This window comes from Brevundimonas sp. (assembly GCF_003248455.1).
Classification (GTDB): Bacteria; Pseudomonadota; Alphaproteobacteria; order Caulobacterales; family Caulobacteraceae; genus Brevundimonas.
This window is the reverse complement of record NZ_QFNM01000019.1, coordinates 13786-36254: the sequence shown is the minus strand read 5'-3', so window position 1 is coordinate 36254 and position 22469 is coordinate 13786. Positions and strand designations below refer to the sequence as shown.

The following is a 22469-nucleotide window of genomic DNA, read 5'->3' as shown; positions in this document are numbered from 1 at the left end:
TAGTTCGACTAATTCAGAAATATGGAAACCGAAGCTTCGATTCTCGCTCTCGCCGCCCTCGCCCAATCGACGCGGCTGGAGGCGTTCCGTCTCCTCGTGCGTCACGAACCCGACGGTCTGCCGGCCGGGGACATCTCCAACCATCTGGCGATCCCGGCGAACACCCTGTCGTCCCATCTCGGCGTCCTGAGCCGGGCGGGGCTGATCAAGTCGGAACGCCGCAGCCGGTCGATCATCTACCGGGCCGACCTGGACCGGCTCCGCGACCTGGTCCTGTTCCTGCTCAAGGACTGCTGCGGGGGCCGGGCGGACCTGTGCGAACCCCTGCTGGCTGAACTCGCGCCCTGCTGCCCCTGAGGATCCCGTGGACATCGTCATCTATCACAACCCCGCCTGCGGGACGTCGCGCAACGCGCTAGAACTGATCCGGCACGTCGGCGTCGAGCCGCATGTCGTCGAATATCTGAAGACGCCCCCGTCGCGCGCCATGGTCGCCTGGCTGGCCGAACGGACCGGCAAACCGCTGCGCGAGCTGTTGCGCGAGAAGGGCACGCCCTTCGCCGAACTGGGTCTAGGCGACCCGGACCTGACGGACGATCAGTTGCTCGATGCGATCGAGGCCCATCCGGTCCTGCTCAATCGCCCGATCGTCGTCAGTCCTCTGGGCGTCGGCCTGTGCCGACCGTCCGAGGCCGTTCTCGATCTTCTGCCCGCCGACGATCTCAAACCCTTCACCAAGGAGGACGGCGAGGTCGTCATCGACGCCGCCGGCCAGCGGGTGAAGCGATGATCGACACCCCCGTGACGACTACGTCGCCGCGTCGCCTGTCCTTCCTCGACCGCTGGCTGACGCTGTGGATCTTCGTGGCCATGGGTCTCGGCGTGGCTCTGGGGACGCTGGCGCCGGGTCTGCCCGCCTGGATCAATAGCCTCTCGATCGGCACGACCAACATCCCAATCGCCGTCGGTCTCATCCTGATGATGTACCCGCCGCTGGCCAGGGTCCGGTACGAGGCGCTGCCGCGTGTCTTCGCCGACAAGCGGGTGCTGGCCCTGTCGCTGTTCCAGAATTGGGTGCTGGGCCCGGTGCTGATGTTCGCGCTGGCGGTGATCTTTCTGCGCGATCAGCCGGAATACATGACCGGCGTCATCCTGATCGGACTGGCGCGCTGCATCGCCATGGTGCTGGTCTGGAACCAGCTGGCGCGGGGCGATAACCAGTATGTCGCCGGTCTCGTCGCCTTCAACTCGATCTTCCAGATCCTGTTCTTCAGCCTCTACGCCTGGATCTTCCTCACCGTCCTGCCGCCCCTGTTCGGCCTGCAGGGCAGTGTGGTGGACGTCAGCGTCTGGACCATCGCCGGGGCGGTCCTGGTCTACCTCGGTCTTCCCTTCCTGGCCGGCTTCCTGACCCGGCGCAGCCTGATCGCCCGCCGGGGCGCCGACTGGTACGAACAGCGCTTCCTGCCGCCCATCGGACCGATCACCCTGATCGCCCTGCTGTTCACCATCGTGGTGATGTTCAGCCTCAAGGGCGGGGAGGTGGTGGCCCTGCCGCTGGACGCCCTGCGCATCGCCATTCCGCTGACGATCTACTTCCTCGTCATGTTCGTGGTCAGCTTCCTCATGGGCAAGCTGATCGAGGCCGACTATCCGCGCACCACCGCCCTGGCCTTCACCGCGGCTTCGAACAATTTCGAGCTGGCCATTGCCGTCGCCATCGCGGCCTTCGGCCTGACCTCGCCGGTCGCCTTTGCGGCCGTCATCGGTCCCTTGGTCGAGGTGCCGGTGCTGATCCTGCTGGTGTCGGTCGCGCTGTGGATGGGACGCCGCTGGTTCCCGGATACGGCTCCGCCGGCGGACGCGGCCTGATGGTCGTCCTGCATCTCCTGGACGCGGATGACGTCGGCCTGATCGCGGCCCTGCGCGGCGCGGGTCTGCCCGAGCCTGGCGCTGGTCGATACTTCGCCGCCCACGAACACGGCGGCATCGCCGGCTATGTCGGCCTGGAAGGGGAGGGGCAGGATCTTCTGCTGCGCTCCCTGGTCGTGCTCGCCGACCTGAAGGCCCAAGGGATCGGGAGCCGCATACTGACCGCCGTCGAGGCCATGGCGAGCGATCTGGGTAGCGAACGGCTTCACCTGCTCACCACGACGGCCGAGCTATTCTTCGCCCGGCGTGCTTTCGTCTCCGCCGAACGGGCGTCCGCGCCCCTTGCGATCCGGCAAACCCGCGAGTTCGCGGACGTCTGCCCGGCGTCAGCGGCCTATCTCATCAAGGACCTCTGATGACTTTCGCCCGCCTGCGGCCGCTGCCGGATCCGGATCACCTGCCGGCCCTGGATGCAGCCTATCTGTCCGCCGACCCCGCCCGGGGGCTAGGTCCGACCGATCCGGCGCCGCGGATCCTTCTCTTGTATGGATCGCTGCGCGAGCGGTCGTATTCGCGGCTCTGCGTCGAGGAGGCGGCCCGTCTGCTGCAGCGAATGGGATGCGAGACCCGCATCTTCGACCCCTCCGACCTGCCCCTGCCGGGCGCGCCCGGCGACGACGACCACCCGGCGGTGCGCGAGCTGCGCGAGCACGCTTTCTGGTCGGAGGGCATGGTCTGGTGCAGTCCGGAACGGCATGGCCAGGTCTCCGGCCTGATGAAGCTGCAGATCGACCATCTGCCGCTCAGCCTGGGCGGCCTGCGCCCGACCCAGGGCCGCACCCTGGCGGTGATGCAGGTGTCGGGCGGGTCGCAGAGCTTCAACGCCGTCAACACCCTGCGCCTGCTGGGCCGCTGGATGCGGATGATCACCATCCCCAACCAGTCCAGCGTGGCCAAGGCCTTCCAGGAGTTCGACGAGGCCGGTCGGATGAAGCCCTCGGCCTACTATGAGCGGATCGTCGACGTGATGGAGGAGCTGGTGCGCTTCACCATTCTGGTCCGGCCCCACGCCGTCCAGCTGGTGGACCGCTATTCCGAACGCAAGGCCACCGGGGTTCCGGTCGAGATCACCTCGGATCTCTCCGCAATCGCTATAGCAACCCTCTGAAGGGGGCGGGGCGTTTGATACCGGAAAGTTAAGCGTCGGCCCCCCGTCCGAGTGCAACGTCAAATTTGCGCGGTCACCCGAATATTTGCATGTGGCGCGCATTTCAGGCCTCAGCCGCGTCTCAGACCTCTCGAATCAAGCTGCCGCTGGCTCACCGCGAAAGGGCCGTTCGGGGAGGCCGTCGGCCAAAACTTTCTCCTGGACACCTCGCCGCCCGATCATCCACCGATAGATTGGATGTCCACATCCGGCGGACCGCCACCGGACGGATGGTTCGGGTTGTGCTCGGTGTCGAGCCCTTGGGCGACGACAGCTACGCAATCAGCGTCTTGGCTTGAGGCCAATCCTTCACCTGAAATTGAGGCGGCGTCGTTTGGCAACGAGCGCTGTCGGGCACGAAACGCAAGTCGTGGAAAGTCGCAATCTAAGTCGGGGTGACTTTCGAACGACAAGTCTTCGCAAGTCATGTTTTGAGTCGTGGCGAGTTGTACGACAGTCGTCTATAAGTCGCGTAAAATAATCGATCCACAGAGTTGACAACCTGTGGATATATTTGCTTGCAATGTGGTGCATCGCGCTGAGACGCGCTGAACACAGGAAGCAAGACATGCGTGGAAGACTTGGGCGCCGCCTGTTCGGCGCAATGATGACGTGTGGCCTGATGATGGCCGGGCCGGCCCTGGCCGGAGGTTCAGGGATGCCCTGGGAAGGGCCGCTCCAGCAGGTGGTCCAGTCCATCACAGGACCCGTGGTCCAGGCCGCAGCGGTCGTAGCCGTAGTCGTCTTCGGCGCCGGGATCGCGATGAGCGAGAACGGATCCTCGATGCGGCGCGGTCTGGGCATCATGTTCGGCCTCTGCATCGCCTTCGCGGCCTCGACCTTCTTCCTCGACTTCTTCGGCTTCGCCGGCGGGGCGGAGATCGGATAATGGCCGGCTCCCTCCAAGACGGCCGACCGGAGGGCTGGGATCTTCCGGTCGCACAGGCTTTGACCGAGCCGGTCCTCATGGCCGGAATGCCTCGGGACTACGCCATCGCCATGGGGACGATCGCGGTGGTGCTCGGCCTGGCCCTGCGGATCTGGTGGCTCGGCCTTCTGTGGTGGGCTGTCGCCCACGCGATCGGCTTGTGGGCGGCCAGGGCGGACCGCCGGTTCTTCGATGTGCTTCGGCGCCACCTCGCCCTGCCTGGCCATCTGGACGCGTGAGGGGCCGATGCGCTTTCTCGAAGAACATCGCAGACGCCCGGCGGCTCTGGCCGACCATCTGCCTTGGGCCGCCCTGGTCGCGCCGGGTGTGATCCTCAACAAGGACGGCTCGTTCACGACCGGCTTCCGGTTCCGGGGACCGGACCTGGAATCCTCGACCGAGGACGAGCTGATGGCGGTCCGGGCGCGTCTGAACAATGCGCTGAAGCGTCTCGGGACGGGCTGGTGCCTGCATATGGAGGCGCGCCGCCGCGAGGCCGCCCCCTATCCGGAGAGCGCGTTCGACTTGGATGTCGCCTGGCTTCTCGATGAGGAGCGCCGAAGCCGGTTCGAAGCGGGCGACCCCGCCTTCGAGACGGATTTTCGGCTGGCCATGACTTGGCTGCCGCCGGCCGACGAGACGCGGAGAATGGAGCGCTGGCTGTTCGACGGCCTGGCCAAGGGCGGCGCGGACTGGCGCCAGGCCCTAGCGGTCTTTACCCGTGAGGCGGCGACCACACTCGACCTCCTGTCGGACGCCCTGCCTGAGGTCGATCCGCTCGATGACACGGCGCTGCTGACCTGGCTGCACGACTGTGTCTCGCCCAAAACCTTCACCGTCGCCGCGCCGGATTCGCCCATGTATCTGGACGCCTGGCTGGCGGACGCCGACCTCTCGGGCGGGATCGCCCCCCGCCTCGGCGACCGCTGGCTTAAGGTCGTGTCGGTGCGCGGCCTGCCGTCGGTCACCCGGCCCGGCTTGCTCGATGCGCTCGGCGCCCTGCCGTTTCCCTACCGCTGGACGGCCCGCTGGATCGGTCTCGACAAGCCGGAAGCCGAGCGCGAGATCGTCAAGCTGAGGAAGCGCTGGTTCGCCAAGCGCAAGGGTGTCGGTGTTCTCCTGCGTGAAGCGATCACCAAGGAGGAGGTGCCGCTCCTCGATACCGACGCGGCCTCCAAGACCGAAGAGTGCGACGGCGCCCTGGCCGCCCTGGGGGCCGAGGCCTGCGCTTTCGGCTATCTGACCCTGACGGTGACCGTGCTTGACGCGACGGAGGCCGGCGCCGCCGCCAGGGCCCGGGCCATCGAGGCGGCCCTGAACGCCCAGGGGCTGCTGGCTCGCATAGAGGATCTCAATGCCGTGGAGGCCTGGCTTGGTTCCCTGCCCGGCGAGCCCTATGCCGACGTCCGCCGACCGCTCGTCTCGACGCTGAATCTGGCCGATCTGCTGCCGGTGTCGGCGGTCTGGGCCGGCCCCTCCATGGACCTCAATCTGGACGGCCCGCCCTTGGCGACGGCCCGCACGACGGGCTCCACGCCGTTCCGTCTGGTGCTCCATGTCGGCGACGTTGGCCATGCCATGGTCGTAGGACCGACCGGCTCGGGCAAGAGCGCGCTACTCTCGTTTCTGGCCTTGCAGTGGTTCCGCTACCCGGACGCCCGGGTGGTCTTCTTCGACAAGGGCCGTTCAGCTCGGGCCGCGACACTCGCCGCCGGCGGGTGCTGGCGCGCCTTGGAGCCCGGCGCGCGGTTCTCGCTACAGCCTCTGGCGCGCATCGACCAGGAGATCGAACGGGCCTGGGCGTCGGAATGGATCGCCGAGACTGTTCGGGTCGCCGGACTGGAGCCTGTGCCCCGGATCAGGGAGGAGATCTGGGCGGCGCTCGCGGCCCTGGCCGATGCCCCTGTGACGCAGCGCACCCTGACGGTCTTCTGCGCCCTGGTTCAGGATAAGGCTGTGGCGGCGGCGCTGGAGCCCCTGACGCTCAAGGGTCCGCACGGCGCTCTGCTCGACGGCGAGGGGGAGGCGCTCGTTCCCAGCCGCTTCGACACCTTCGAGTTGGAAAGCCTGATGGCCACGCCCTCCGCTGTGGCCCCGGTGTTGTCGGCGCTCTTCCATCACCTGGAGCGCAGCTTTGACGGCCGGCCCACATTGCTGGTGCTCGACGAGGCCTGGCTGTTTCTCGGCGAGACGGCTTTCGCGGCCAAGATCCGGGAGTGGCTCAAGACACTGCGCAAAAAGCGGGTGGCCGTCGTGTTCGCGACCCAGAGCCTGGACGACGTGGCCGCCTCGCCGATCGCGACCAGTCTAATCGAGAGTTGCCCGACCCAGGTTTTCCTTCCCAACCCCCGCGCGCTCGAACCCTCTTCGGCCCGGCTCTATCAGGGGTTTGGCCTGAACCGACGTCAGCTCGAGCTTATCGCCTTCGCCACGCCCAAGCGGGCCTACTACTGGCGCCAGCCCCGCGGCCGACGCCTGTTCGACCTGCGCCTGACCGGCGTGGCCCTCGCCCTCTGCGGAGCCAGCGCGCCGGAAGACCAGACCCTCATCGACGACATCCTCGCCGCCTCCGGAGAGGCCGGATTCGCGCGGGAATTTCTCACAGCCAAGGGAGTGCACAATGTTGATGCTGTTTTCGACGCCTTCGCCCGACCGCTCGCGGCCGAATAGGCCGGTCCAGATCCTGGCCGCCGGCCTCGTCGCCGTCAGCCTGCTGGCGACCGCGACTCCGGCGCCGGCACAACAGGTCGTCTTTGACCCCCGCAACCACATCGAAAATGCGCTTCAGGCGGCGCGTCAGCTGGAGAGCCTGGCCAACGAGGCCAGGAGCCTTGCGGCCTCGCCTTACAGCCACCTGACCGGCAACAGCCAGTCGTTGCGCGACATGGCCGAACTGGCCCGCACGGCGCGCGGGATCGCCAGTTCGGTCAGCGGCCTGGAGCAGCAGTTCGAGAGCCTCTATCCCGATGACCTGTCCGGCTCAGACATGCTGCGGCTTCTGGAACAGGGGCAGGCCCGGACCGCCAACGCCCGGCGCACGGCCGAGGATGTGGCCCGCACGGCGGCCGAGCTCGAACGTCTGGGTCAGGGCCGCAATCAGCGGCTGACGGGCGCCCTCTCGGCCAGCGAGGCCGCTTCAGGCCAGACCGCCGCGATCCAGTCGTCGAACCAGATGCTGGCTGTCCTCGCCGAGGATCTGGCGGCTTTGCGCACCATCATGCTGGCCCAGTCCCGGCTTCTGGCCGAGGCGACGGCGCGCGACGCCGCAACCCAGGCCTCGGGGGACGAGGCCCGTCGCCGCCGCTGGGCGGGCTCGGCCGGAACGCCCGCCGCACCGACCTTCGATCCCCTGTCGCACGCGCGGGACTGAGGAGCGCAAGCGATGTCGGTCGGAGTGGAAACCCCCAATGAGCTGATGATGGTGTTCTCCAACACCATATCGGCCGGATTCGACGCCCTGCAGGGCGCGGTCAACGGCGTCTTCGGGCTCCTGATCGTCCTGGTCGTCGCCCTGACCGGTATCCAGTGGGCGATGTCGTCCAATCGCGAAGTCCTGGCCTCCGGCTTTGGAAAGGTGCTGCTGATCGGGGCCTTCGCCTGGCTGATCAACGACTGGCAACAGCTGTCCGAGACGATCTACGCCGGCTTCATCGAACTGGGGCTGACGGCCGGCGGCGGATCGCTCAGCCGGGCCGACTTCCTCAATCCCGGAGCCATCCTGGCCCAGGGTTGGGAAATCGTGAAGGCGCTCGGCGAGACCCCCGCGCCCGTCGACAATCCGCTCGACGTGGTCGGCAACATGGCCGACGCCCTGATCCTGGGCCTGGCCATGATCGGCATCATGCTGGCCTTCGCCGTGTTGGCCCTGCAGATCATAGTAGCCCTGCTGGAGTTCAAGATCGTCACCCTGGGCGGCTTTATCCTTCTGCCCTTCGGGATCTGGAACAAGTCCGCCTTCCTGGCCGAACGGCCCCTGGGATACGTCGTCTCGTCGGGCCTCAAGGTGCTGGCCCTTGCCATCGTCATCTCCGGGGCTCGGACCGTCTTCGACCAGCTCCAGCCCTCGGCCAATCCCGATATCTACGAGGCGTTGAGCATCCTCGTCGCCGCGATCCTTCTGGCCATGCTGGCGATGTTCATCCCCAATCTGGCCTCGGCCCTGGTGACGGGCGGACCCGCCCTGGGAGCCGGCGCCGCCATCACGGCCGGAATCGCCGTCGGCGGCAGCGCCGCCCTGGCCGGAGCCGGGATCGCGGGTGCGGGCACGGCGGTCGCAGGCGGCGCGGCGAAGATGGCGGGGCCGGCCCGGGCGGCGGCCGGCGCTGGCGGCGGCCGGTCTCCGACCCCGCCGATGTCGCCTCCGCCATCCACACCTCCCAAACCCTCCAATGACAATCCCTCGCCGTCGGGTCCGCGCCGACCGTCGGGCGGGGCGATGTCCGCCGCGCCGACATTTCCCTCCAGCGAAGCGTCGGAATCCGGCGGCGCGGCCAACGACGGCGCTGGCGGCGGGGCGCGTCCGGGCCGACCGGCCGAGAAGATCGCCGCGGAGGCTCAGGTCGCCAAATCCGATTTCCATCGGGCGGCCGCAGGTTCGCCCGCGTCCGGCGGGTTGAAGCCGCCGGCGCGCGCCCAGGCGCTTCAAGCCTTCTTCGTCGCCAACGCCGGGCGCGGCCTCATGCCTGCCGGTGAGACCAGCGGCGTCCTGTCTCCCAATCTGAGAACCGAGGAGTCCTGACCATGCACCCCTTCTTTCGTCCCAAACGCGCCCTGGCCTCCGCGCCCGAGACGACCCCCTATCAGCGCGCCGGCCAGATCTGGGACGACCGGATGGGGCTGTCCCTGGCCCATGCCCGGAACTGGCGCCGTATCGCGGTGGCCAATCTCGTCCTCGCCGGTTTCCTTGGCGCGGGTTGGTGGGTCCAGGCCGACAGGGCCGTCGTCAAACCCTTCGTGGTCGAGGTCTCCGATCTCGGACAGACCCAGAGGATCACGGCGATCGGCGGCCGCTACGAACCGACCGAGGCCCAGATCGGCCACGCGCTGGCCGGCTGGTTGCGTGACGTCCGCTCCAAGTCGATCGACCCGATCGTGATCCGGCAGAACTGGCTTCGGGCCTACGACCTGATGACGCCCAAGGCGGCGAGCTTCCTCAACGCCTGGGCCCAGACCCACGACCCGTTCGCGGAGGTCGGGCGCGAGGCCGTCAACGTGGAGGTGCTCAACGTCGTGCGGCGCACCGAGCGGACCTACGATCTGCAATGGCGCGAGACCCGTTTCGTCAACGGCCAGCAGGCCGGCGTCGAGCGCTGGCGCGCCCTGATCACCACAACGACCCAGCCGCCCCGCACCGAGGCCGAGCTGATGAAGAACCCCCTTGGACTGAAAATCGAGGATGTATCATGGACCCCCGACGCTTCCTGATCCTGGCCGGCCTGGGCCTCAGCCTGTCCGGCTGCGCCGTGTTCGGCCGAACATCCGGGCGGCCGCCGATGTCGCCCCTGCCTGTCGTGGAGGCCGAGGCTGCCGTCATCGCCGAAGCCGGGGCCCTGCCGCAATCGACAGTGCAGGTCGATGAGGCGCTGGTCGCCGACGCGACCCCGGCGCCCGCCGCTCCCGTCGGCACACCCTATGAGGCGCAGCCGAAGGCCGTGGCGCCAGCGACGGGGATGACCGGCCGCCGCGCCATCGTCGCCGCCAACCTCGACGCCCGGGCGGCCTCGCGATCGGACGCCTTCGTCGGCGGGGTCCAGGTGTTCGCCTGGTCTCCGGGTCGGGTGTTCGAGGTCTGGACCGCGCCTCTGCGGGTCACCACCCTGACCCTGGGAGCCGGCGAGACCCTGGTCTCCAAGGCGGCCGGCGACACCGTCCGCTGGCAGATCGGCGAGACCACGTCCGGGGAGGGCGCAGGTCAGCGAACCCACGTCCTCCTCAAGCCGCTGCAACGGGGACTCGAGACCAACCTGGTCCTGACCACCAACCGGCGGGTCTATTTCATCGATCTGAAGAGCGGTGACGCCTCAGGCTTCAATGCCGCGATCGCGTGGGACACCGGGGCGATGGATCCTCCGACCATGGCGCCGATCGTCGAGGCGGCGGATATCCGCGTGTCGGATCCGGTGGCGATGCCCGAGGGACCGATCGACGCCCGTTACCGGATAGAGCCGCAAGGGCGCCGGGCGCGCTGGACGCCGGCTTGGGTCTTCAACGACGGGCAGCGCACCTTCATCGCCTTCGACCCCGATCTGCAAATCGACGAGGCGCCGGCCCTCTTCGTGATCGCTGCCGACGGCGAGACCCAGATGGTCAACTACCGCCAGGCCGGAGGTCTGTTCATCGTCGATCGCGTCTTCGATCGCGCCGAGCTCAGGCTCGGTGATCGTCGCCCCCAGATCGTTCGTATACGCCGCCTCCAGGGAGCCGCCCGATGACCGCGTTCCAGGACCCCGCCCACGATCCCGACGACGTCGCTTCCTCGGCAGCGTCCGGCGTCGGCCCTGAGGTCAGACCCGACCTTACCAGCAAGGCCAAGGCGCCGCCGCCTGGTTTGTCGATGCGGGCGCCGCGTCCGCCGGTCACCCGGCTGCGCAAGTCTGTCGTTCAGACGATCGTGATCGGCGGCGTGATCCTCGTCTCCGGCTCCCTGGCCTGGGCCTTCGTCGTCCAGCCGGAACTGCGCGACAGCGCCCGGCTCCGCGCCGTCAACGGCCGGGAGGAGCAGGCCCGGGGCTCCGTTCGACCCTCCGAAGCGGTCACCGACCAGCCCGCCACCTATGACCGGCTGCCCGACCCGCGCCATGGGGCCGAGCCCGAGACGGCTGAGCCTGGTGTTCCGCCGCCGCCGTCCGCGCCGGCCCGTTATAGCGCCGGTTATGCGCCATCGCGGACGACCCGGGCGACCGGGCCAAGTCCGGGCGAACAGGCGGCGCGATCGGGCTTGTTCTTCGAGGGGTCGTCAACCGGGGCCGGTCCTGCCGCGCATGCCGGGGCGGGTCCAGCGACGGTCGGCGCTCGTGCGGACGCTGCGGACGTCGGCGCCACCTATAATGGCCACACCCTGACGGCGCCGCTGTCGCCCTATGAGCTGAAGGCGGGCGCGATTATCCCCGCGGTCCTGTTGACCGGGGTTGACACCGCGCGCGCCGGGCCGGTCGTCGCGACGGTGTCGCAGAATGTCTATGACACCGTCAGCGGCCGCCATCTGGTCTTGCCCCAGGGGACCCGGCTCATCGGCCGTCATGAGGGCGAAAGCGCCTATGGCGACCGACGCGCCTTCCTGACCTGGGACCGGCTGATCCTGCCCAACGGCAAGAGCTTGGTGCTGACCGGTGAGCCTGGCGTGGATGCGCAAGGCGCCGTGGGCGTGCGCGGCCAGGTCGACCGACGGCTGTTCCCCCTCCTGATCGGAACCCTGTTCGCCGGCGCGATCACCACCCTCGGTCAGATCGCACGCGACGGCGGTGGCGAGGGTTCAGGCGGGCTGCTTGGCGACGCCGGCGACGCCGCCGCCATCGAGGGCTCCCAGGTCGGGGGGCGGCTCGTGGACCGGGAGCTGGACGTCCGGCCGTCGATCCGTCTGCGCGCCGGCGCGCCGGTCCGCGTGATGATCACCCGCGACCTGATCTTGGAGCCGTACCGGTCATGACCTGGACACCTCTCGATACCGGAAACCGCTGGGCCGTGCTCGGGGTCACCGTCTTCTTCCTCACCCTGGGCGCCCTGATCGTCGATCAGACGCCCGCCCTGGCCCTGGTCAACGAGAGCCCCAGCGTGCCGCGCGGCCTCTATCTGCGACAGCCCGGCGCGCCGCCGGAGAGGGGGGCAATGGTTGCTCTGGCTCAGCCTCCGATCGCCCGGCGCTATCTGGGCGCGCTGGGGATGCCGGACGAGGTCCTGCTGATCAAACGGGTCGCGGCCGTCGGCGGCGATCCCGTCTGCCGGCAGGGGGCTGCGGTTCGAATGCCAGGCCGCGTGGCTCCCGTTCTGGATTCTGACCGGCGCGGCGCGGCTCTGCCCGGCTGGACCGGTTGCCGTCGGCTGGCTCCGGACGAGCTCTTCCTGCTCGGCGACACGCCGGGAAGCTTCGACAGTCGTTATTTTGGCCCCGTCCGGTTCCGGGATCTGGAGGGGGTGTTTCGGGAGACGCTGACATGGTGAGATCGTTGCTGGCCACAGCGGCCCTGTCCCTGGCCCTGCCGTTGGCGGCGGGTTCGGCCTCCGCGCAATCGGTCGACTGGCGCAACGCCGGCGGCGACCTGTTCCGCCGTCCCGCCGCGCAGCCTGTGTCGGACGTGGCCGGCGTCGATGACCTCACGCCCCGACTTCCGCCCCTGTCCCAGCCGTTCATGGACGCGATCGCCGTCGCCGCCGAGCGGCATGGGATCGACCCCAAGATGCTCCATGCCCTGGTGATCGTGGAATCCGCATACCGGGTCGATGCTGTGTCTCCGGTCGGGGCCAGTGGCCTGACGCAGTTGATGCCGGGAACGGCGGCGGATCTCGCGGTCAGGAACCCGTTCGATCCGATCGAGAACCTCAACGGCGGGGCGGACTATCTGGCCCGGCAACTGCTGCGTTTCGGGGACGTCCGGCTTGCGTTCGCGGCGTATAATTCGGGGCCGGATCGCGTCGCCCGGCTCGGGCGCATACCGAACATAGCGGAGACGCAAGCCTATGTGGCCGCAGCGGTTGACTGCTACCTCGCGCTCTCGGCCGGGAGGGGCGCCCGCAGTTCCCGGGAGTGCCGTGCGCCGGAGACTGATCGATGATCCCCGCAACAGAACCGGTGGCCGCGGTGACTGACGCCGCCGATGAGGATCTGCTGACCCGCAAGGAAGCCTCCGCCTTTCTGGTGCAGTTCGGCATCCGCATGAAGCCGGAGACCCTCGCCCGGCTGTGGTCCACCGGAGGCAACGGCCCCCCCTGTCTCCACGTTCGGCACAGGCCCTACTATCCGCGTGGCGTGCTTCGCGCCTGGGCCTTGAACCAGGTCAGCGACCTTCGCGCGTCTGCCCCGCCCGCGGCCAGGGGTCGGCGTCATGGCTGAGGCGGGATTGGAAGGGTTCAGAACGGAGTGGGCGCCCAGCGTGGCAGACCTGCTGCTCGACCCGGCGGTCAGCTTCGCCCTGAAGGACGTTCTTCGCACCTGGGAGGTTCGAGATCCGGTGGATGCAGCGCGAGACGCCCGATTGCTGGCCGAGGTTCTGGAGCGCCGGGCGGACGAGGCGGTGTCATGGACAGTGTGAGCGAGCCGCCTCCGTTCGACGATTTGGAAGACCGGATTCTCCCCTGGTCGCAGGTGAAGGTGATCTGCGGTCTGAGCCGGACAACGGTCTGGCGCATGCAGAAGACCGGAGATTTCCCGGCCTGCGTCCAGGTCTCGCAAAACCGGGTCGGATGGTGGCAGAGCGAGCTTCTGGCGTGGCGACGGGCGAGGACACCGAGGCGTCTGCCGGAGCCCCGGGCCATAGTGGCAGCGCCTGAGCCGGTTAAACAGCCAGTCAGGAGAACCCTGGAAGAGCCTCGTCAATCACCGGCGCCTGAGGCTGCGACAGGCTCGGATCAGCCCGTCAGGAGCCGTCGGAAACGGAAATCTGGTGTTCCGGAGAACCAGGCTGCGTTCGACTTCGGAGGCTAGCGGGCGGACCGGGTCGATTGGACCCGCTTGAAACGGACGCGGTCGGCGCCGGCGATCAGGAAGGCGTCGAAGCCGGCGTCGCCCCAGGCCTTGCGTTGAACGTGGGTTGTTGCCGGGTCGGTCGTGTTCGCCCACCACTGCGGCAGGCTCGCGCTCTTGGGCAGCATATAACCGATCTTGCGCTCCATTTCGGCGAAGGAGAGCTCGAGTTCATCGGTCTTCTGCTTGCGAAGATAGTCCCGAAGCGGATCATACTTGCCCATCGACCCACAAAACCGGACAGCGGCGTCATTGCCAAGGGACAGACGCGAATGAAAACCTACGCGGAGGCCCTGGAGCCTGACGCCCGATACCGGATCGTGATGACGGACGACCCGGTCGACGGCCTGCGCCCGTTGAGCTTCCGCGACCACTACGACATGGTCGCCGATCTGGAGCTACCTGCGGGCGCGCCGGACGTCGTGGTCAGGATCTACGCGCGCGCGTTGAACGCCTTGATCTATGGCTGGCTCGACTATGAACTGATGGTGGTCGCCGCCGGCCAGGCCCTGGCCAGTCTCGAGTTCGCGCTGAAGACCCGACTGGGCGCTGACGCCAAGAAGATGCCCGGCCTCGCAAGGCGCCTGGGCTATGCGGTTGATCGGAACATTCTGTCGCCACCGCAGAAAAGTCAGTGGGGCGACGATCACCAGTTGCTCGTCCATATTCGCAACGAAATCGCCCACGGGAGCGAGCACGTCTATCCGCCGAACCTGGCAGCGATCATATTCGATCGCTGTCGGGCCCTGATCTGTGAGCTCAACGACCTTCCGGCGCCGAACCTCAGACAGCGATGACGGCGTCGTCCTTCAGGGCCTGGTGAGACCGATATGGACAAGTTCGAGCTTCTGAGCACGTTCTGCGAAAACGCGATTTCGCGGCCGGAAGCGAGCAGGCCGGTCGTCATCCCTTGGGGCGACCAGTCTCGGTTGCTCTGGCCGGAGGCGCAGTATTTCGCTCCTTGGCGCGACGTCGCCTATGCACCGGCATCGGAGCCCGCAGCCGACGCGGCGATCCAGGATCGCGTGCGCCTCAAGCGCTGGAAACGGGTTTCGCCGGAGGCCGGCCGGGTGTTGGGCTCTCGCCTGACGCAGGCGCTTTCAGTGATCCAGGTCAATGAAATCGCTGGCGAGCGTGCAGGAACGACCTTTCCTTCGGGACTGGATGACAAGGCGCTGACCGAGGCCCTGTTGATCTACTGGTGCTACGCGATGGAGCTGCCCTTGGCGGAGTCAGGCGGCGCGCCGGCCGGACGCGCTTGACGACGCCTGACCCGCGAGCTTCGGAATTGGAAATCCCAGAGTTGAAGGCGAGCGGACGTCCGAATCTGGCGCACACTCGAGGCAGTTCGTCCTGAACATCCGGATTCCTCGATGACCGCATCCTTCTCTCTCGTCATGCCCGACCTCAGAGCGGTTTCCGACGAGGACCTTGAGTCCCTGCTGCCCCAGGCAGACGGCGCCTGGAGCCGGCAAACCAAGGCCCTGATGCTCAGCCTGGGCGCGCAAAAGCTCAATCTGAACAGCAACTGGGCCGAGGTCCGGCGTGACTGGGTCTGTAAGGCCTGTCAGCGCCGCAAGCCCGAGATCGCGCGGGTCAGCGATAACGGTGTCCTTCTGTGCCAGCTGGAATGGCATCACGACCACCTGCGCGATCACGCCAAAAAGATGGTTGGCTCGTTGGTGAACACCGAGGACCGGACCCCGGAAGCCCGGGACCTTCGGCGCGGCGTCGACGCCTGCAAGGACCTCACCATGCGGTTCTTCACCACCCTGATCTGCAACGACTGCAATACGGCCGAGGGGAAGGCCAAGGGCCGGCTCGGCGACCTGATCCCCAGCTATTTCAGCTTCTCGCCCCGCGAGATCATGCGCTTCATCCAGGTGAAGCCCAACCGGATGCATGGGATCGACGATGAGACGGTCCGTGACGTCTGGAACGAGGTCGAGAGCGACGTCGCGGACCGGCTCGCCTTTCTCGACATCCTTGCGGGGCGTCTGAAAGCGGGAGGTCATCGCATCCAGGGCAATCCACCGCAGTTCTGGAGCCCACACGTCCTGACGTCGATCGTGCCCCGCCTCGCATCGCAGCAGGGCCACGACGCAGAAAGCCTTTATCGGATACCCGGCATCGTTTCGGAGCGCTCGGTTCGTCACGACGGCTTTGGAATTTCGCCCCGTCTCAAGCGGACCGGCTCGCGAAGACCGAGCCTCGAAGACCTCGCGGCCTTCAGGACCTCCCAAGGCGTCGAGACACCCTGGCGGCGGGTCGTCCCGGACTGGCGGTGCGAGGTCTGCCGGCGCGATCGGAGCGAGGCGCTCCGACTTTCGGGAAAGGGCAAATGGACGGGACGCCTGCATCGTCACATGGTTTTCACGGCCGAGCGCGATCCCCAGGCCTTGTTCTGGCGCGTCGGGGACGAGAGCTGGATGGGGGCGTTCCGATCCTATCGGGTCGTGTACATCTGTCAGGACTGCCGCCAGGTCGTGACGGACCTGCGATCGATCGACGCCTCGTATTCGGAGAATGCGCTGAGCGTCTCCGATCTTCGTGATCTCGTGACCGATATCGCGCCCAACCGAAAACACGACGTCGACCTCCCGGCTGCGCGAGCGCGCGCAGATGAGAACTCTGAGTATCTGGGGCTGATCGACGACTACAACCGGCATCGGTCCCAGAGCATCAGCCTGACCATCGAACTGACCACCCTGACGGGGGAGTTCCGGATGGGCCAGGAGGAGGCGCTCATCGAACTGACGCCGCTCGCCTGGGCGCCCCGCTTTTCTGACGATCAACTCCGGGAACGACTCGACTGGCTGCTCCTGGAGGGGCGTCGGCTCAGGCGCGAAGACCTCGAACGTGATGCGGACCTTCTTCCAATGGAGCCCCGAGCCTGACGTTAGCGGATTGGAGGCGCGGACCGGTGCCTGAAACGCCGCCACGACAACAATAATAACATTAGATTGAATGGTAACATTGCCAGTGTTATCGTGCAGTCCAATGTTATCGAACGTGACATCTTTTGGGAGCCTGGGCCGTCTTTTCGAAGATGCGGCGGCCTACGTCACGCAGCTGTTCGACATCCGATTGACGTTCAAAGACGCCGACGTACGCCTCCTGCCGTTCTTCCTGACGGGTCGCTATCGTCTCGCCGAAACGAGCCTATTCGGACGAAAGCTGCTCATTCTCGCTACGCCCGGCCAGGACGCGGAAACGCCGGCGACGATCGCCAAACATATCCAGACCGCCCGCTCGACATCGGACGCGTTCGTGGTTGTCTTCCTGACCGACGCCCTGAGCTCGGCCAACCGCCAGCGTCTTATCCAGCAGGGCGTCAACTTCATCGTTCCCGGCAATCAGCTGTTCCTGCCCGAGCTCGGCGCCGATCTGCGCGAGTATTTCCGGTCCGAGGTCCGGCCGGCCGTGGAACAGTTGACGCCGGCCGCCCAGGTCGTGGTCCTGGCCTCGTTGCTTCGTGAGGACCTCGATGGCCAGACGCCCAAGTCCTTGGCCGAGCGGTTTCAATATTCCGCCATGAGCACCGGGCGGGTGGTCGATGAACTGCAGCGGCATGACATCCTCAACATCGATGTTCGCGGCCGGGAGCGTCGCATCGCTTTCAAGCAGGAGGGCGACGACCTCTGGCGGGCGGTGCGTGATTTGCTTCAGTCGCCCGTCCGTGCCCGTCGCCTGGTCAAGCCGTTTCCCGAAGTCCGGGCGCTGCCGCTGGCCGGGGAATCCGCTTTGTCGGATTACACCCTCCTCGGTCCTCCCGTTCATGAAGCCCGGGCGGTCTCCGCACGTCAGTGGAAGGGGCTGGTCTACCAGCACGACCTTCAGCCGGCCGACGATCGGGACCCGGAAGCCATCCGCATCGAAACCTGGTCCTACGATCCCCGTCTGCTTTGCCATCATGGTCCGGTCGTGGATCGCCTCTCCCTGTATCTCAGCCTGGAGGACCGTCACGACGAACGCCTCGATCAGGCCGTCGACACCCTCATGGAGCCCTTCGGATGGTCGTAGGCATTGATGTGTTCAAGGCGGCCTTCGTTGGATTTGAAGATCAGTACACATTGATCGGCGGGGCGGCGGCCGAAATCCATATGACCGACGCCGGTCTGCCGTTCCGACCGACCAAGGACCTCGACCTGGTCCTCTGTCTCGAGGCCCTGAAGCCGGAGTTCGTCCGATCCTTCTGGGCCTTCATCGACGTCGGCGGCTACCAGACCCGCGAACGCAGCGACGGTGCGAGGGATTTCTTCCGGTTCACCCATCCCTCCGACAAGATCTATCCGGCGATGATCGAGCTGTTCTCGCGGTTGCCCGATGTCATCACTGTGCCGGAGGGCGCGCGCCTCACGCCCATACCGCTGGACGGGACGGTCGAGAGCCTGTCAGCCATGCTGCTCGACGACGCCTATTACGCCTTGCTCAAGGACGGAACGACGGAGATAGACGGCGTCCCTGTCATCGACGTCCAGACCCTCATTCCCTTCAAGGCGTTCGCCTACAACAACCTGGCGCGCGACCGGGCGGACGGCCAGCAGGTCGATAGCCGCAATGTCACCAAGCATCGCAACGATGTGTTCAAGCTCCTTCAGCTGTTGGGGCCGGCGGTTACCCTGGCGCTCCCGGATGGAATCGCCGCCGATCTGCGGGCCTTTGTCGAAGCGGTCGAGGCGGACAAAACCTTCGATCCGAAGGCGCTGAAACTCACGCCGCCTGACGCGGGGCAACTCGTCGCGCGGCTCAAGGCCGTCTACAACCTCTAGCGAGATCGCGACGGCGAAGCGTGCGACGGATCAACAAACAGCGCGGCGGAACAAAACAGGAAGAGTATTGGAAATCACGCTATGGTTCCCGAGTGATTCCATCATCCGTGACCTCGCCATCGCCTCAAACGGACTCCGGACCCGGCCGTCGCCTCGTCTTTATCAGCCATGCCAATCCGGAGGAGAACGATTTCGTCCGATGGCTCGGCGTTCAACTCGCCAGCGCAGGCTATGAAGTCTGGTCGGATGTCACCAAGCTGATCGGCGGGGAGCTGTTCTGGGACGACATCGAAGAGGCCATTCGCCATCACACGGCGAAATTCATCCTCGTCGTTTCCGCCGCCGCCTTGAACAAGGAGGGCGTGAAAGACGAAATCCACCTCGCCGTCACGGTGGAGCGCAGCGACAAGATCGCCAATTTCCTCCTGCCGGTCAGGGTCGACGATGTCCCCTTTTCCGACTTCAAAGCCAATATCGCCCGCAAGAACGTCATCGACTTCAAGGCCGGATGGGCTCCCGCCCTGGCGAGAGTCTTTCAGGTCCTTGAGCGTGACGGCGTGCCGAAGGGCGCAATCGCTCCGGCTGACGTCGCAGCCTGGTGCCTCCGACGGTCCGACGCCGATCAAATGCCCCGGATCGAGCCCGAGCAGCTCTATTCGAACTGGCTCCCAATTGCCGCGATGCCTCCCCAAGTGTCCCTCTTCTCGCTCGGCGTCGCCGAGACGGCGGTCTCGAGCGTCATGTCCGAGACCCGTCTCCCCTGGTTCAAATACTTCAGGCTGGTGGGGACGTTCGGCACGGAAGTGGACCTGAAGCTCGCGCTGCCGGAACAGGTCATCGAGCGTCGCTACACCTTGCCGCTGGAAGACATGTTAGCCGGGATGCCGGCGGCGATGCCCGGCGTCAAACGCGCGGACGCCCGGCGCATGGTCGTCAATCTCCTGCGGCAATCCTGGAACAACGCCATGGCGGCCAAGGGATTGTCCGCGTTCGAGATGGCCGACAACTCGGTCGCATGGTTCTTCACCAAGGACCTGATCGAAAAGGACACCGCCTATTTTGTCGATCACACCGGCAAACGCAGGCGCAAGGCCATGGTGGGCCGTAGTCAGAAACGCGGGGTTTATTGGCACCTCGGCTTCATCGCCAAGCCCGTCATGACGGACACGCCCCATTTCGTCATGAAGGCGGCCATCATCTTCTCGCACGACGGCAAGACGCCGCTCGACAGCGTGGAGAAGATGCACAAGCTCCGGCGCGGTTTTTGCCGAAACTGGTGGAACGGACAATGGCGCGACCTGATGCTGGCTTACGTGGCTTGGATCGGTGACGAGGACGGCCATCTGAAGCTGCCGATGGGCGATTTCGCAGAGGTGGTCGTGGATGCGCGGCCAGTCCTGTTTGAATCGCCGGTCTCTTGCGCCGATCCCGCCGTAAAATCCCGGGCCGTGGTCCCGGACGATGAGGACGAAACGCCTCCGGAGGCGCCGGTGGAACCGGACGAGGCCTTCGAGATCGCGGCCCTGGCGGAGTCCGCTGATGACTGATCCGATCCTGGGCCTGCAGATCCTGACGGAGCCGCTACTCCAGTTCGGACACGGCCAGATGCTGCCCGATCCAAAGGATGGTCTGTTCCTTTTCGGCCCCATGATCGACGAGGCCAAACCCGCTGAAATGAGAGTCGGCGTCATCGGCACGGACGAAGGGATAGCGCGGTACAAGAAGTGGGTATCCAAGATCACGGGATATATCCCGGCCGCCAAGGCGGAGCAGCATCACCTGGCGTTTCCGGGCTTCGAAGCAGCCTTCAAGACCAAATGGCCCGCCAACCCCGTCGCGACTATCTCGATTTCAGCGGCGGCCTTGTCTAGCACAATCCGGATCCCGGACGGCCACGAGCGCGTGTACAAGACCGTCGATCTCTTCGACCAGGCATTCGCAAGTTCCTCCGCGAGGAGGACAGCGTTCCGGCGGTCTGGTTTGTCGTGATACCGGACGACGTACACCGTTTCTGTCGGCCGAAGTCGATCGTTCCCTTGCCCGAACGGACCCGAACCAGCCAACGGTTCTCCGCCCGTACGGCGCGGAACTTCGTAAAGGCGCCGTCGATGTTCGCAGAGGACAACGCCGCCGCCGAGCCCTACCGGTACGAGGTCGATTTCCACAACCAGCTCAAGGCGCGGCTGCTCGATCAGAAGGTGGTTCTTCAGATCGTCCGGGAATCAACGATCGATCCGGAGGGCGTCAATGCGCTCGGCGGCAAGCCGCGGATGCTCCAGGATCCCGCCAACATCGCCTGGAACCTGTCGACGACCGCCTTCTTCAAGGCCGGGGGGCGCCCCTGGGCGTTAGCGGGTGTCAGAGAGGACGTCTGCTACATCGGTCTCGTCTTCAAGAAGACCGATACCGCCGGATCGCCAGGGAACGCCTGCTGCGGCGCCCAGATGTTTCTCGGATCCGGAGACGGCGTCGTGTTCAAGGGCGCCGTGGGGCCCTGGTATTCCCTGACGACGTCCGAGTTTCACCTCGATGAGGCGAAGGCGAAGGAGATCGCCGGCCTGGTGGTCGAGGCCTACATCGCCAAGCACGGCCGCCCACCCAAGGAGCTCTTCATTCACGCCAAGCAGCATTTCAACGAGGCTGAATGGCGGGGCTTTTCCAGCGCCGTGGGACCTGACACACGGCTCGTCGGCGTACGGATTCAGACGACGCGCGAGATCAAACTCTTCCGTCAGGGACGGAGCCCTGTCCTGCGCGGAACGGCTCTGACGGTCAGCCCGCGCAAGGGCTATTTGTGGACCATCGGCTTCGTGCCCGATCTCCAGACCTATCCCGGGCGCGAAGCGCCCAACCCGCTGTCCATCGAAGTGACCAAGGGCGACGCGGATCTGACCCAGGTCATGCAAGACGTCCTCGGTCTCACCAAGTTGAACTTCAATGCCTGCATCTACGGAGATGGTACGCCGGTGACCTTGAGGTTTGCAGACGACGTCGGCGAAATCCTGACCGCCGCGCCAATCGCCAACCTGCCGCCTTTGCCCTTCAAGCACTACATCTGAACGCTGCGCACAGCCGCAGCTCTGGCCTCGCACGTGGGGTGGGAGCAAGCCCTTGACGGAAACACCCACTTCGTGGAAGTTAAAACTTCCAGAGAGTGAGAGTTTACATGGGGCGCCCTTCGAGATCGACACAGGACTTACTGACCTCGCGCGAAGTGGCGTTGGCGGTGGATATTACGCCGCGCAATTTCGCGCTGCTCCACGATCAGGGACTCGCGCCAAGAGCGCGGGACAGCGTTTCGGGCAAGGCGGGCGCGCGGGTCTACGACGGCGTCGGGCTGGCGCACGCCGCGCTGATCGGAGCGCTCCACCTCAGCGGTCTCGAGCTCCTGGTCGCCGGCCGGTTGGCCGCCGCCTTCGCGGACCAGTTCGACTTGAGCTACGGCAAGCTCCCCTCAAACCTTGGGGCCTATATCCACGCGCCGCTCAATCCGCAGTCGGGCTACAGGCCGTGGGACGACGAGCCGGGCGAAGCACCGATCGATACGGATCAGGACTACTGGCTCCATGAAAGGCTCCGGAACCGGTCGGGCCTGTATCAGCCTGCGACGGCGCTGACCGGCGATTTCATCATCGACATCGCAGACCACAGTTTCGTCACCACGGAGAACAAGGGGCGGGAAACGATCAAGGTGTTCTCGCCCGTCTCCGGCGGACTGCCCGCGAGCCCCGACTTCCGCATCGTCGGCCGGGGCTCGACCGCGCAGATCGTCGCGGTTCATGAGGAACTCGACAGTCTCGACGTCTTCAGCGATGCGCGGGCCGCCGACCAGTTGCGCCGCCTCGAACGAGACTATCTCGATGGCCGCGACAATGCGGTGACGCGCCTGCGCATCAATCTCTCCCTGGCGATCCGCAACGCGTTCGATCGCCTCCAGGATCAGCGGGCCAGCATTACCATGGGTTGATCGCGCCCCGACGCCCAGCTGTCTTTCCCAGCGCCAGGCATCTCACG

The 22469-nt window shown here is 66.3% G+C and carries 28 protein-coding genes; 27 read left to right on the top strand and 1 reads right to left on the bottom strand.

Features of this window, described 5'->3' with window-relative positions; translation table 11 throughout:
- The first annotated feature begins 21 nt into the window (after nt 1–21).
- The 18 genes from DI624_RS08645 (at nt 22) to DI624_RS08560 (ending at nt 13644) form a co-directional block, all read left to right on the top strand.
- Nucleotides 22–357, top strand: a complete 336-nt coding sequence (locus DI624_RS08645) for a helix-turn-helix transcriptional regulator (protein WP_291537370.1) — start codon at nt 22–24, stop codon at nt 355–357.
- Between the two features lie 7 nt (nt 358–364).
- The gene (gene arsC, locus DI624_RS08640; protein WP_291537369.1) at nt 365–790 is read left to right on the top strand and encodes an arsenate reductase (glutaredoxin); all 426 of its coding nucleotides are present in this window, start codon (nt 365–367) and stop codon (nt 788–790) included.
- Nucleotides 787–1872, top strand: a complete 1086-nt coding sequence (gene arsB / locus DI624_RS08635; protein ID WP_291537368.1) for an ACR3 family arsenite efflux transporter — start codon at nt 787–789, stop codon at nt 1870–1872. Before arsC ends, arsB begins: the two co-directional genes overlap by 4 nt.
- On the top strand, nt 1872–2288 hold the full coding sequence (locus DI624_RS08630; RefSeq protein ID WP_134581262.1) for a GNAT family N-acetyltransferase: 417 nt from the start codon (nt 1872–1874) through the stop codon (nt 2286–2288). Before arsB ends, DI624_RS08630 begins: the two co-directional genes overlap by 1 nt.
- Nucleotides 2288–3040, top strand: coding sequence for an arsenical resistance protein ArsH (gene arsH / locus DI624_RS08625; protein ID WP_291537367.1), 753 nt, complete (start codon nt 2288–2290; stop codon nt 3038–3040). The genes DI624_RS08630 and arsH overlap by 1 nt, the downstream gene beginning before the upstream one ends.
- Nucleotides 3041–3647: 607 nt before the next feature.
- Nucleotides 3648–3968, top strand: coding sequence for a TrbC/VirB2 family protein (locus tag DI624_RS08620; RefSeq protein WP_164952685.1), 321 nt, complete (start codon nt 3648–3650; stop codon nt 3966–3968).
- The gene (locus DI624_RS08615) at nt 3968–4246 is read left to right on the top strand and encodes a VirB3 family type IV secretion system protein (protein WP_035306146.1); all 279 of its coding nucleotides are present in this window, start codon (nt 3968–3970) and stop codon (nt 4244–4246) included. Before DI624_RS08620 ends, DI624_RS08615 begins: the two co-directional genes overlap by 1 nt.
- Before the next feature lie 7 nt (nt 4247–4253).
- The gene (gene trbE / locus DI624_RS08610) at nt 4254–6677 is read left to right on the top strand and encodes a conjugal transfer protein TrbE (protein WP_291537366.1); all 2424 of its coding nucleotides are present in this window, start codon (nt 4254–4256) and stop codon (nt 6675–6677) included.
- A complete protein-coding gene (locus tag DI624_RS08605) occupies nt 6628–7377 on the top strand; it encodes a conjugal transfer protein TrbJ (protein WP_291537365.1) in 750 nt (249 codons plus the stop codon). Before trbE ends, DI624_RS08605 begins: the two co-directional genes overlap by 50 nt.
- A gap of 12 nt (nt 7378–7389) precedes the next feature.
- Nucleotides 7390–8745 carry a P-type conjugative transfer protein TrbL gene (trbL, locus tag DI624_RS08600; protein WP_291537364.1) on the top strand — a complete coding sequence of 452 codons (1356 nt, stop codon included), beginning with the start codon at nt 7390–7392 and terminating at the stop codon, nt 8743–8745.
- Between the two features lie 2 nt (nt 8746–8747).
- Nucleotides 8748–9431, top strand: a complete 684-nt coding sequence (gene trbF, locus DI624_RS08595; protein ID WP_291537363.1) for a conjugal transfer protein TrbF — start codon at nt 8748–8750, stop codon at nt 9429–9431.
- Entirely contained in the window at nt 9410–10438 is a 1029-nt protein-coding gene (locus DI624_RS08590; protein WP_291537362.1) for a TrbG/VirB9 family P-type conjugative transfer protein, read from the top strand. The genes trbF and DI624_RS08590 overlap by 22 nt, the downstream gene beginning before the upstream one ends.
- Nucleotides 10435–11652: a TrbI/VirB10 family protein gene (locus DI624_RS08585; protein ID WP_291537361.1), complete on the top strand. Its 1218-nt coding sequence runs from the start codon at nt 10435–10437 to the stop codon at nt 11650–11652. The genes DI624_RS08590 and DI624_RS08585 overlap by 4 nt, the downstream gene beginning before the upstream one ends.
- Entirely contained in the window at nt 11649–12164 is a 516-nt protein-coding gene (locus DI624_RS08580; protein ID WP_291537360.1) for a S26 family signal peptidase, read from the top strand. Before DI624_RS08585 ends, DI624_RS08580 begins: the two co-directional genes overlap by 4 nt.
- Nucleotides 12158–12775: a lytic transglycosylase domain-containing protein gene (locus tag DI624_RS08575; RefSeq protein ID WP_291537359.1), complete on the top strand. Its 618-nt coding sequence runs from the start codon at nt 12158–12160 to the stop codon at nt 12773–12775. The genes DI624_RS08580 and DI624_RS08575 overlap by 7 nt, the downstream gene beginning before the upstream one ends.
- Before the next feature lie 26 nt (nt 12776–12801).
- Nucleotides 12802–13053 (top strand): hypothetical protein, encoded by a 252-nt coding sequence (locus tag DI624_RS08570; RefSeq protein ID WP_291537358.1) that lies wholly within the window; start codon nt 12802–12804, stop codon nt 13051–13053.
- A gap of 40 nt (nt 13054–13093) precedes the next feature.
- Entirely contained in the window at nt 13094–13252 is a 159-nt protein-coding gene (locus tag DI624_RS08565) for a hypothetical protein (protein WP_291537357.1), read from the top strand.
- Nucleotides 13240–13644 (top strand): AlpA family transcriptional regulator, encoded by a 405-nt coding sequence (locus DI624_RS08560; RefSeq protein WP_291537356.1) that lies wholly within the window; start codon nt 13240–13242, stop codon nt 13642–13644. The genes DI624_RS08565 and DI624_RS08560 overlap by 13 nt, the downstream gene beginning before the upstream one ends.
- Here DI624_RS08560 and DI624_RS08555 read toward each other — a convergent pair.
- A complete protein-coding gene (locus DI624_RS08555) occupies nt 13641–13907 on the bottom strand; it encodes a hypothetical protein (protein ID WP_183197728.1) in 267 nt (88 codons plus the stop codon). The two genes, DI624_RS08560 and DI624_RS08555, sit on opposite strands and share 4 nt — an antisense overlap.
- Nucleotides 13908–13955: 48 nt before the next feature.
- Between DI624_RS08555 and DI624_RS08550 the strand changes: the two genes are divergently transcribed.
- From DI624_RS08550 to DI624_RS08510, 9 genes are all read left to right on the top strand, one after another.
- A complete protein-coding gene (locus tag DI624_RS08550) occupies nt 13956–14480 on the top strand; it encodes a hypothetical protein (protein WP_291537355.1) in 525 nt (174 codons plus the stop codon).
- Nucleotides 14481–14513: 33 nt separating this feature from the next.
- Nucleotides 14514–14945: a hypothetical protein gene (locus DI624_RS08545; RefSeq protein WP_183197731.1), complete on the top strand. Its 432-nt coding sequence runs from the start codon at nt 14514–14516 to the stop codon at nt 14943–14945.
- 111 nt (nt 14946–15056) lie between these two features.
- Nucleotides 15057–16580, top strand: a complete 1524-nt coding sequence (locus tag DI624_RS08540) for a hypothetical protein (protein WP_291537354.1) — start codon at nt 15057–15059, stop codon at nt 16578–16580.
- 190 nt (nt 16581–16770) lie between these two features.
- A complete protein-coding gene (locus DI624_RS08535) occupies nt 16771–17706 on the top strand; it encodes a hypothetical protein (RefSeq protein ID WP_291537353.1) in 936 nt (311 codons plus the stop codon).
- An 8-nt stretch (nt 17707–17714) separates the two neighbouring features.
- The gene (locus DI624_RS08530) at nt 17715–18455 is read left to right on the top strand and encodes a hypothetical protein (RefSeq protein WP_291537352.1); all 741 of its coding nucleotides are present in this window, start codon (nt 17715–17717) and stop codon (nt 18453–18455) included.
- Nucleotides 18456–18475: 20 nt separating this feature from the next.
- A complete protein-coding gene (locus DI624_RS08525; protein WP_291537351.1) occupies nt 18476–20002 on the top strand; it encodes a toll/interleukin-1 receptor domain-containing protein in 1527 nt (508 codons plus the stop codon).
- Nucleotides 19995–20444 (top strand): hypothetical protein, encoded by a 450-nt coding sequence (locus tag DI624_RS08520; protein ID WP_291537350.1) that lies wholly within the window; start codon nt 19995–19997, stop codon nt 20442–20444. Before DI624_RS08525 ends, DI624_RS08520 begins: the two co-directional genes overlap by 8 nt.
- A 119-nt stretch (nt 20445–20563) precedes the next feature.
- Nucleotides 20564–21514, top strand: coding sequence for a hypothetical protein (locus DI624_RS08515; protein ID WP_291537349.1), 951 nt, complete (start codon nt 20564–20566; stop codon nt 21512–21514).
- Between the two features lie 107 nt (nt 21515–21621).
- Nucleotides 21622–22422: a hypothetical protein gene (locus DI624_RS08510; protein WP_183197741.1), complete on the top strand. Its 801-nt coding sequence runs from the start codon at nt 21622–21624 to the stop codon at nt 22420–22422.
- Nucleotides 22423–22469 lie beyond the last annotated feature (47 nt).

Excerpts from the sequence above, each read along its gene's own strand:
- trbF (WP_291537363.1), top strand. The coding sequence starts at position 8,748 with ATGCACCCCTTCTTTCGTCCCAAACGCGCCCTGGCCTCCGCGCCCGAG.
- DI624_RS08585 (WP_291537361.1), top strand. The coding sequence starts at position 10,435 with ATGACCGCGTTCCAGGACCCCGCCCACGATCCCGACGACGTCGCTTCC.
- arsB (WP_291537368.1), top strand. The coding sequence starts at position 787 with ATGATCGACACCCCCGTGACGACTACGTCGCCGCGTCGCCTGTCCTTC.
- DI624_RS08620 (WP_164952685.1), top strand. The coding sequence starts at position 3,648 with ATGCGTGGAAGACTTGGGCGCCGCCTGTTCGGCGCAATGATGACGTGT.
- DI624_RS08540 (WP_291537354.1), top strand. The coding sequence starts at position 15,057 with ATGACCGCATCCTTCTCTCTCGTCATGCCCGACCTCAGAGCGGTTTCC.
- DI624_RS08580 (WP_291537360.1), top strand. The coding sequence starts at position 11,649 with ATGACCTGGACACCTCTCGATACCGGAAACCGCTGGGCCGTGCTCGGG.
- DI624_RS08510 (WP_183197741.1), top strand. The coding sequence starts at position 21,622 with ATGGGGCGCCCTTCGAGATCGACACAGGACTTACTGACCTCGCGCGAA.
- DI624_RS08520 (WP_291537350.1), top strand. The coding sequence starts at position 19,995 with ATGACTGATCCGATCCTGGGCCTGCAGATCCTGACGGAGCCGCTACTC.
- DI624_RS08605 (WP_291537365.1), top strand. The coding sequence starts at position 6,628 with ATGTTGATGCTGTTTTCGACGCCTTCGCCCGACCGCTCGCGGCCGAAT.
- DI624_RS08545 (WP_183197731.1), top strand. The coding sequence starts at position 14,514 with ATGGACAAGTTCGAGCTTCTGAGCACGTTCTGCGAAAACGCGATTTCG.
- DI624_RS08555 (WP_183197728.1), bottom strand. The coding sequence starts at position 13,907 with ATGGGCAAGTATGATCCGCTTCGGGACTATCTTCGCAAGCAGAAGACC.
- DI624_RS08630 (WP_134581262.1), top strand. The coding sequence starts at position 1,872 with ATGGTCGTCCTGCATCTCCTGGACGCGGATGACGTCGGCCTGATCGCG.
- DI624_RS08550 (WP_291537355.1), top strand. The coding sequence starts at position 13,956 with ATGAAAACCTACGCGGAGGCCCTGGAGCCTGACGCCCGATACCGGATC.
- trbL (WP_291537364.1), top strand. The coding sequence starts at position 7,390 with ATGTCGGTCGGAGTGGAAACCCCCAATGAGCTGATGATGGTGTTCTCC.
- DI624_RS08575 (WP_291537359.1), top strand. The coding sequence starts at position 12,158 with ATGGTGAGATCGTTGCTGGCCACAGCGGCCCTGTCCCTGGCCCTGCCG.
- DI624_RS08560 (WP_291537356.1), top strand. The coding sequence starts at position 13,240 with ATGGACAGTGTGAGCGAGCCGCCTCCGTTCGACGATTTGGAAGACCGG.
- DI624_RS08645 (WP_291537370.1), top strand. The coding sequence starts at position 22 with ATGGAAACCGAAGCTTCGATTCTCGCTCTCGCCGCCCTCGCCCAATCG.
- DI624_RS08615 (WP_035306146.1), top strand. The coding sequence starts at position 3,968 with ATGGCCGGCTCCCTCCAAGACGGCCGACCGGAGGGCTGGGATCTTCCG.
- DI624_RS08515 (WP_291537349.1), top strand. The coding sequence starts at position 20,564 with ATGTTCGCAGAGGACAACGCCGCCGCCGAGCCCTACCGGTACGAGGTC.
- trbE (WP_291537366.1), top strand. The coding sequence starts at position 4,254 with ATGCGCTTTCTCGAAGAACATCGCAGACGCCCGGCGGCTCTGGCCGAC.
- arsH (WP_291537367.1), top strand. The coding sequence starts at position 2,288 with ATGACTTTCGCCCGCCTGCGGCCGCTGCCGGATCCGGATCACCTGCCG.
- DI624_RS08590 (WP_291537362.1), top strand. The coding sequence starts at position 9,410 with ATGGACCCCCGACGCTTCCTGATCCTGGCCGGCCTGGGCCTCAGCCTG.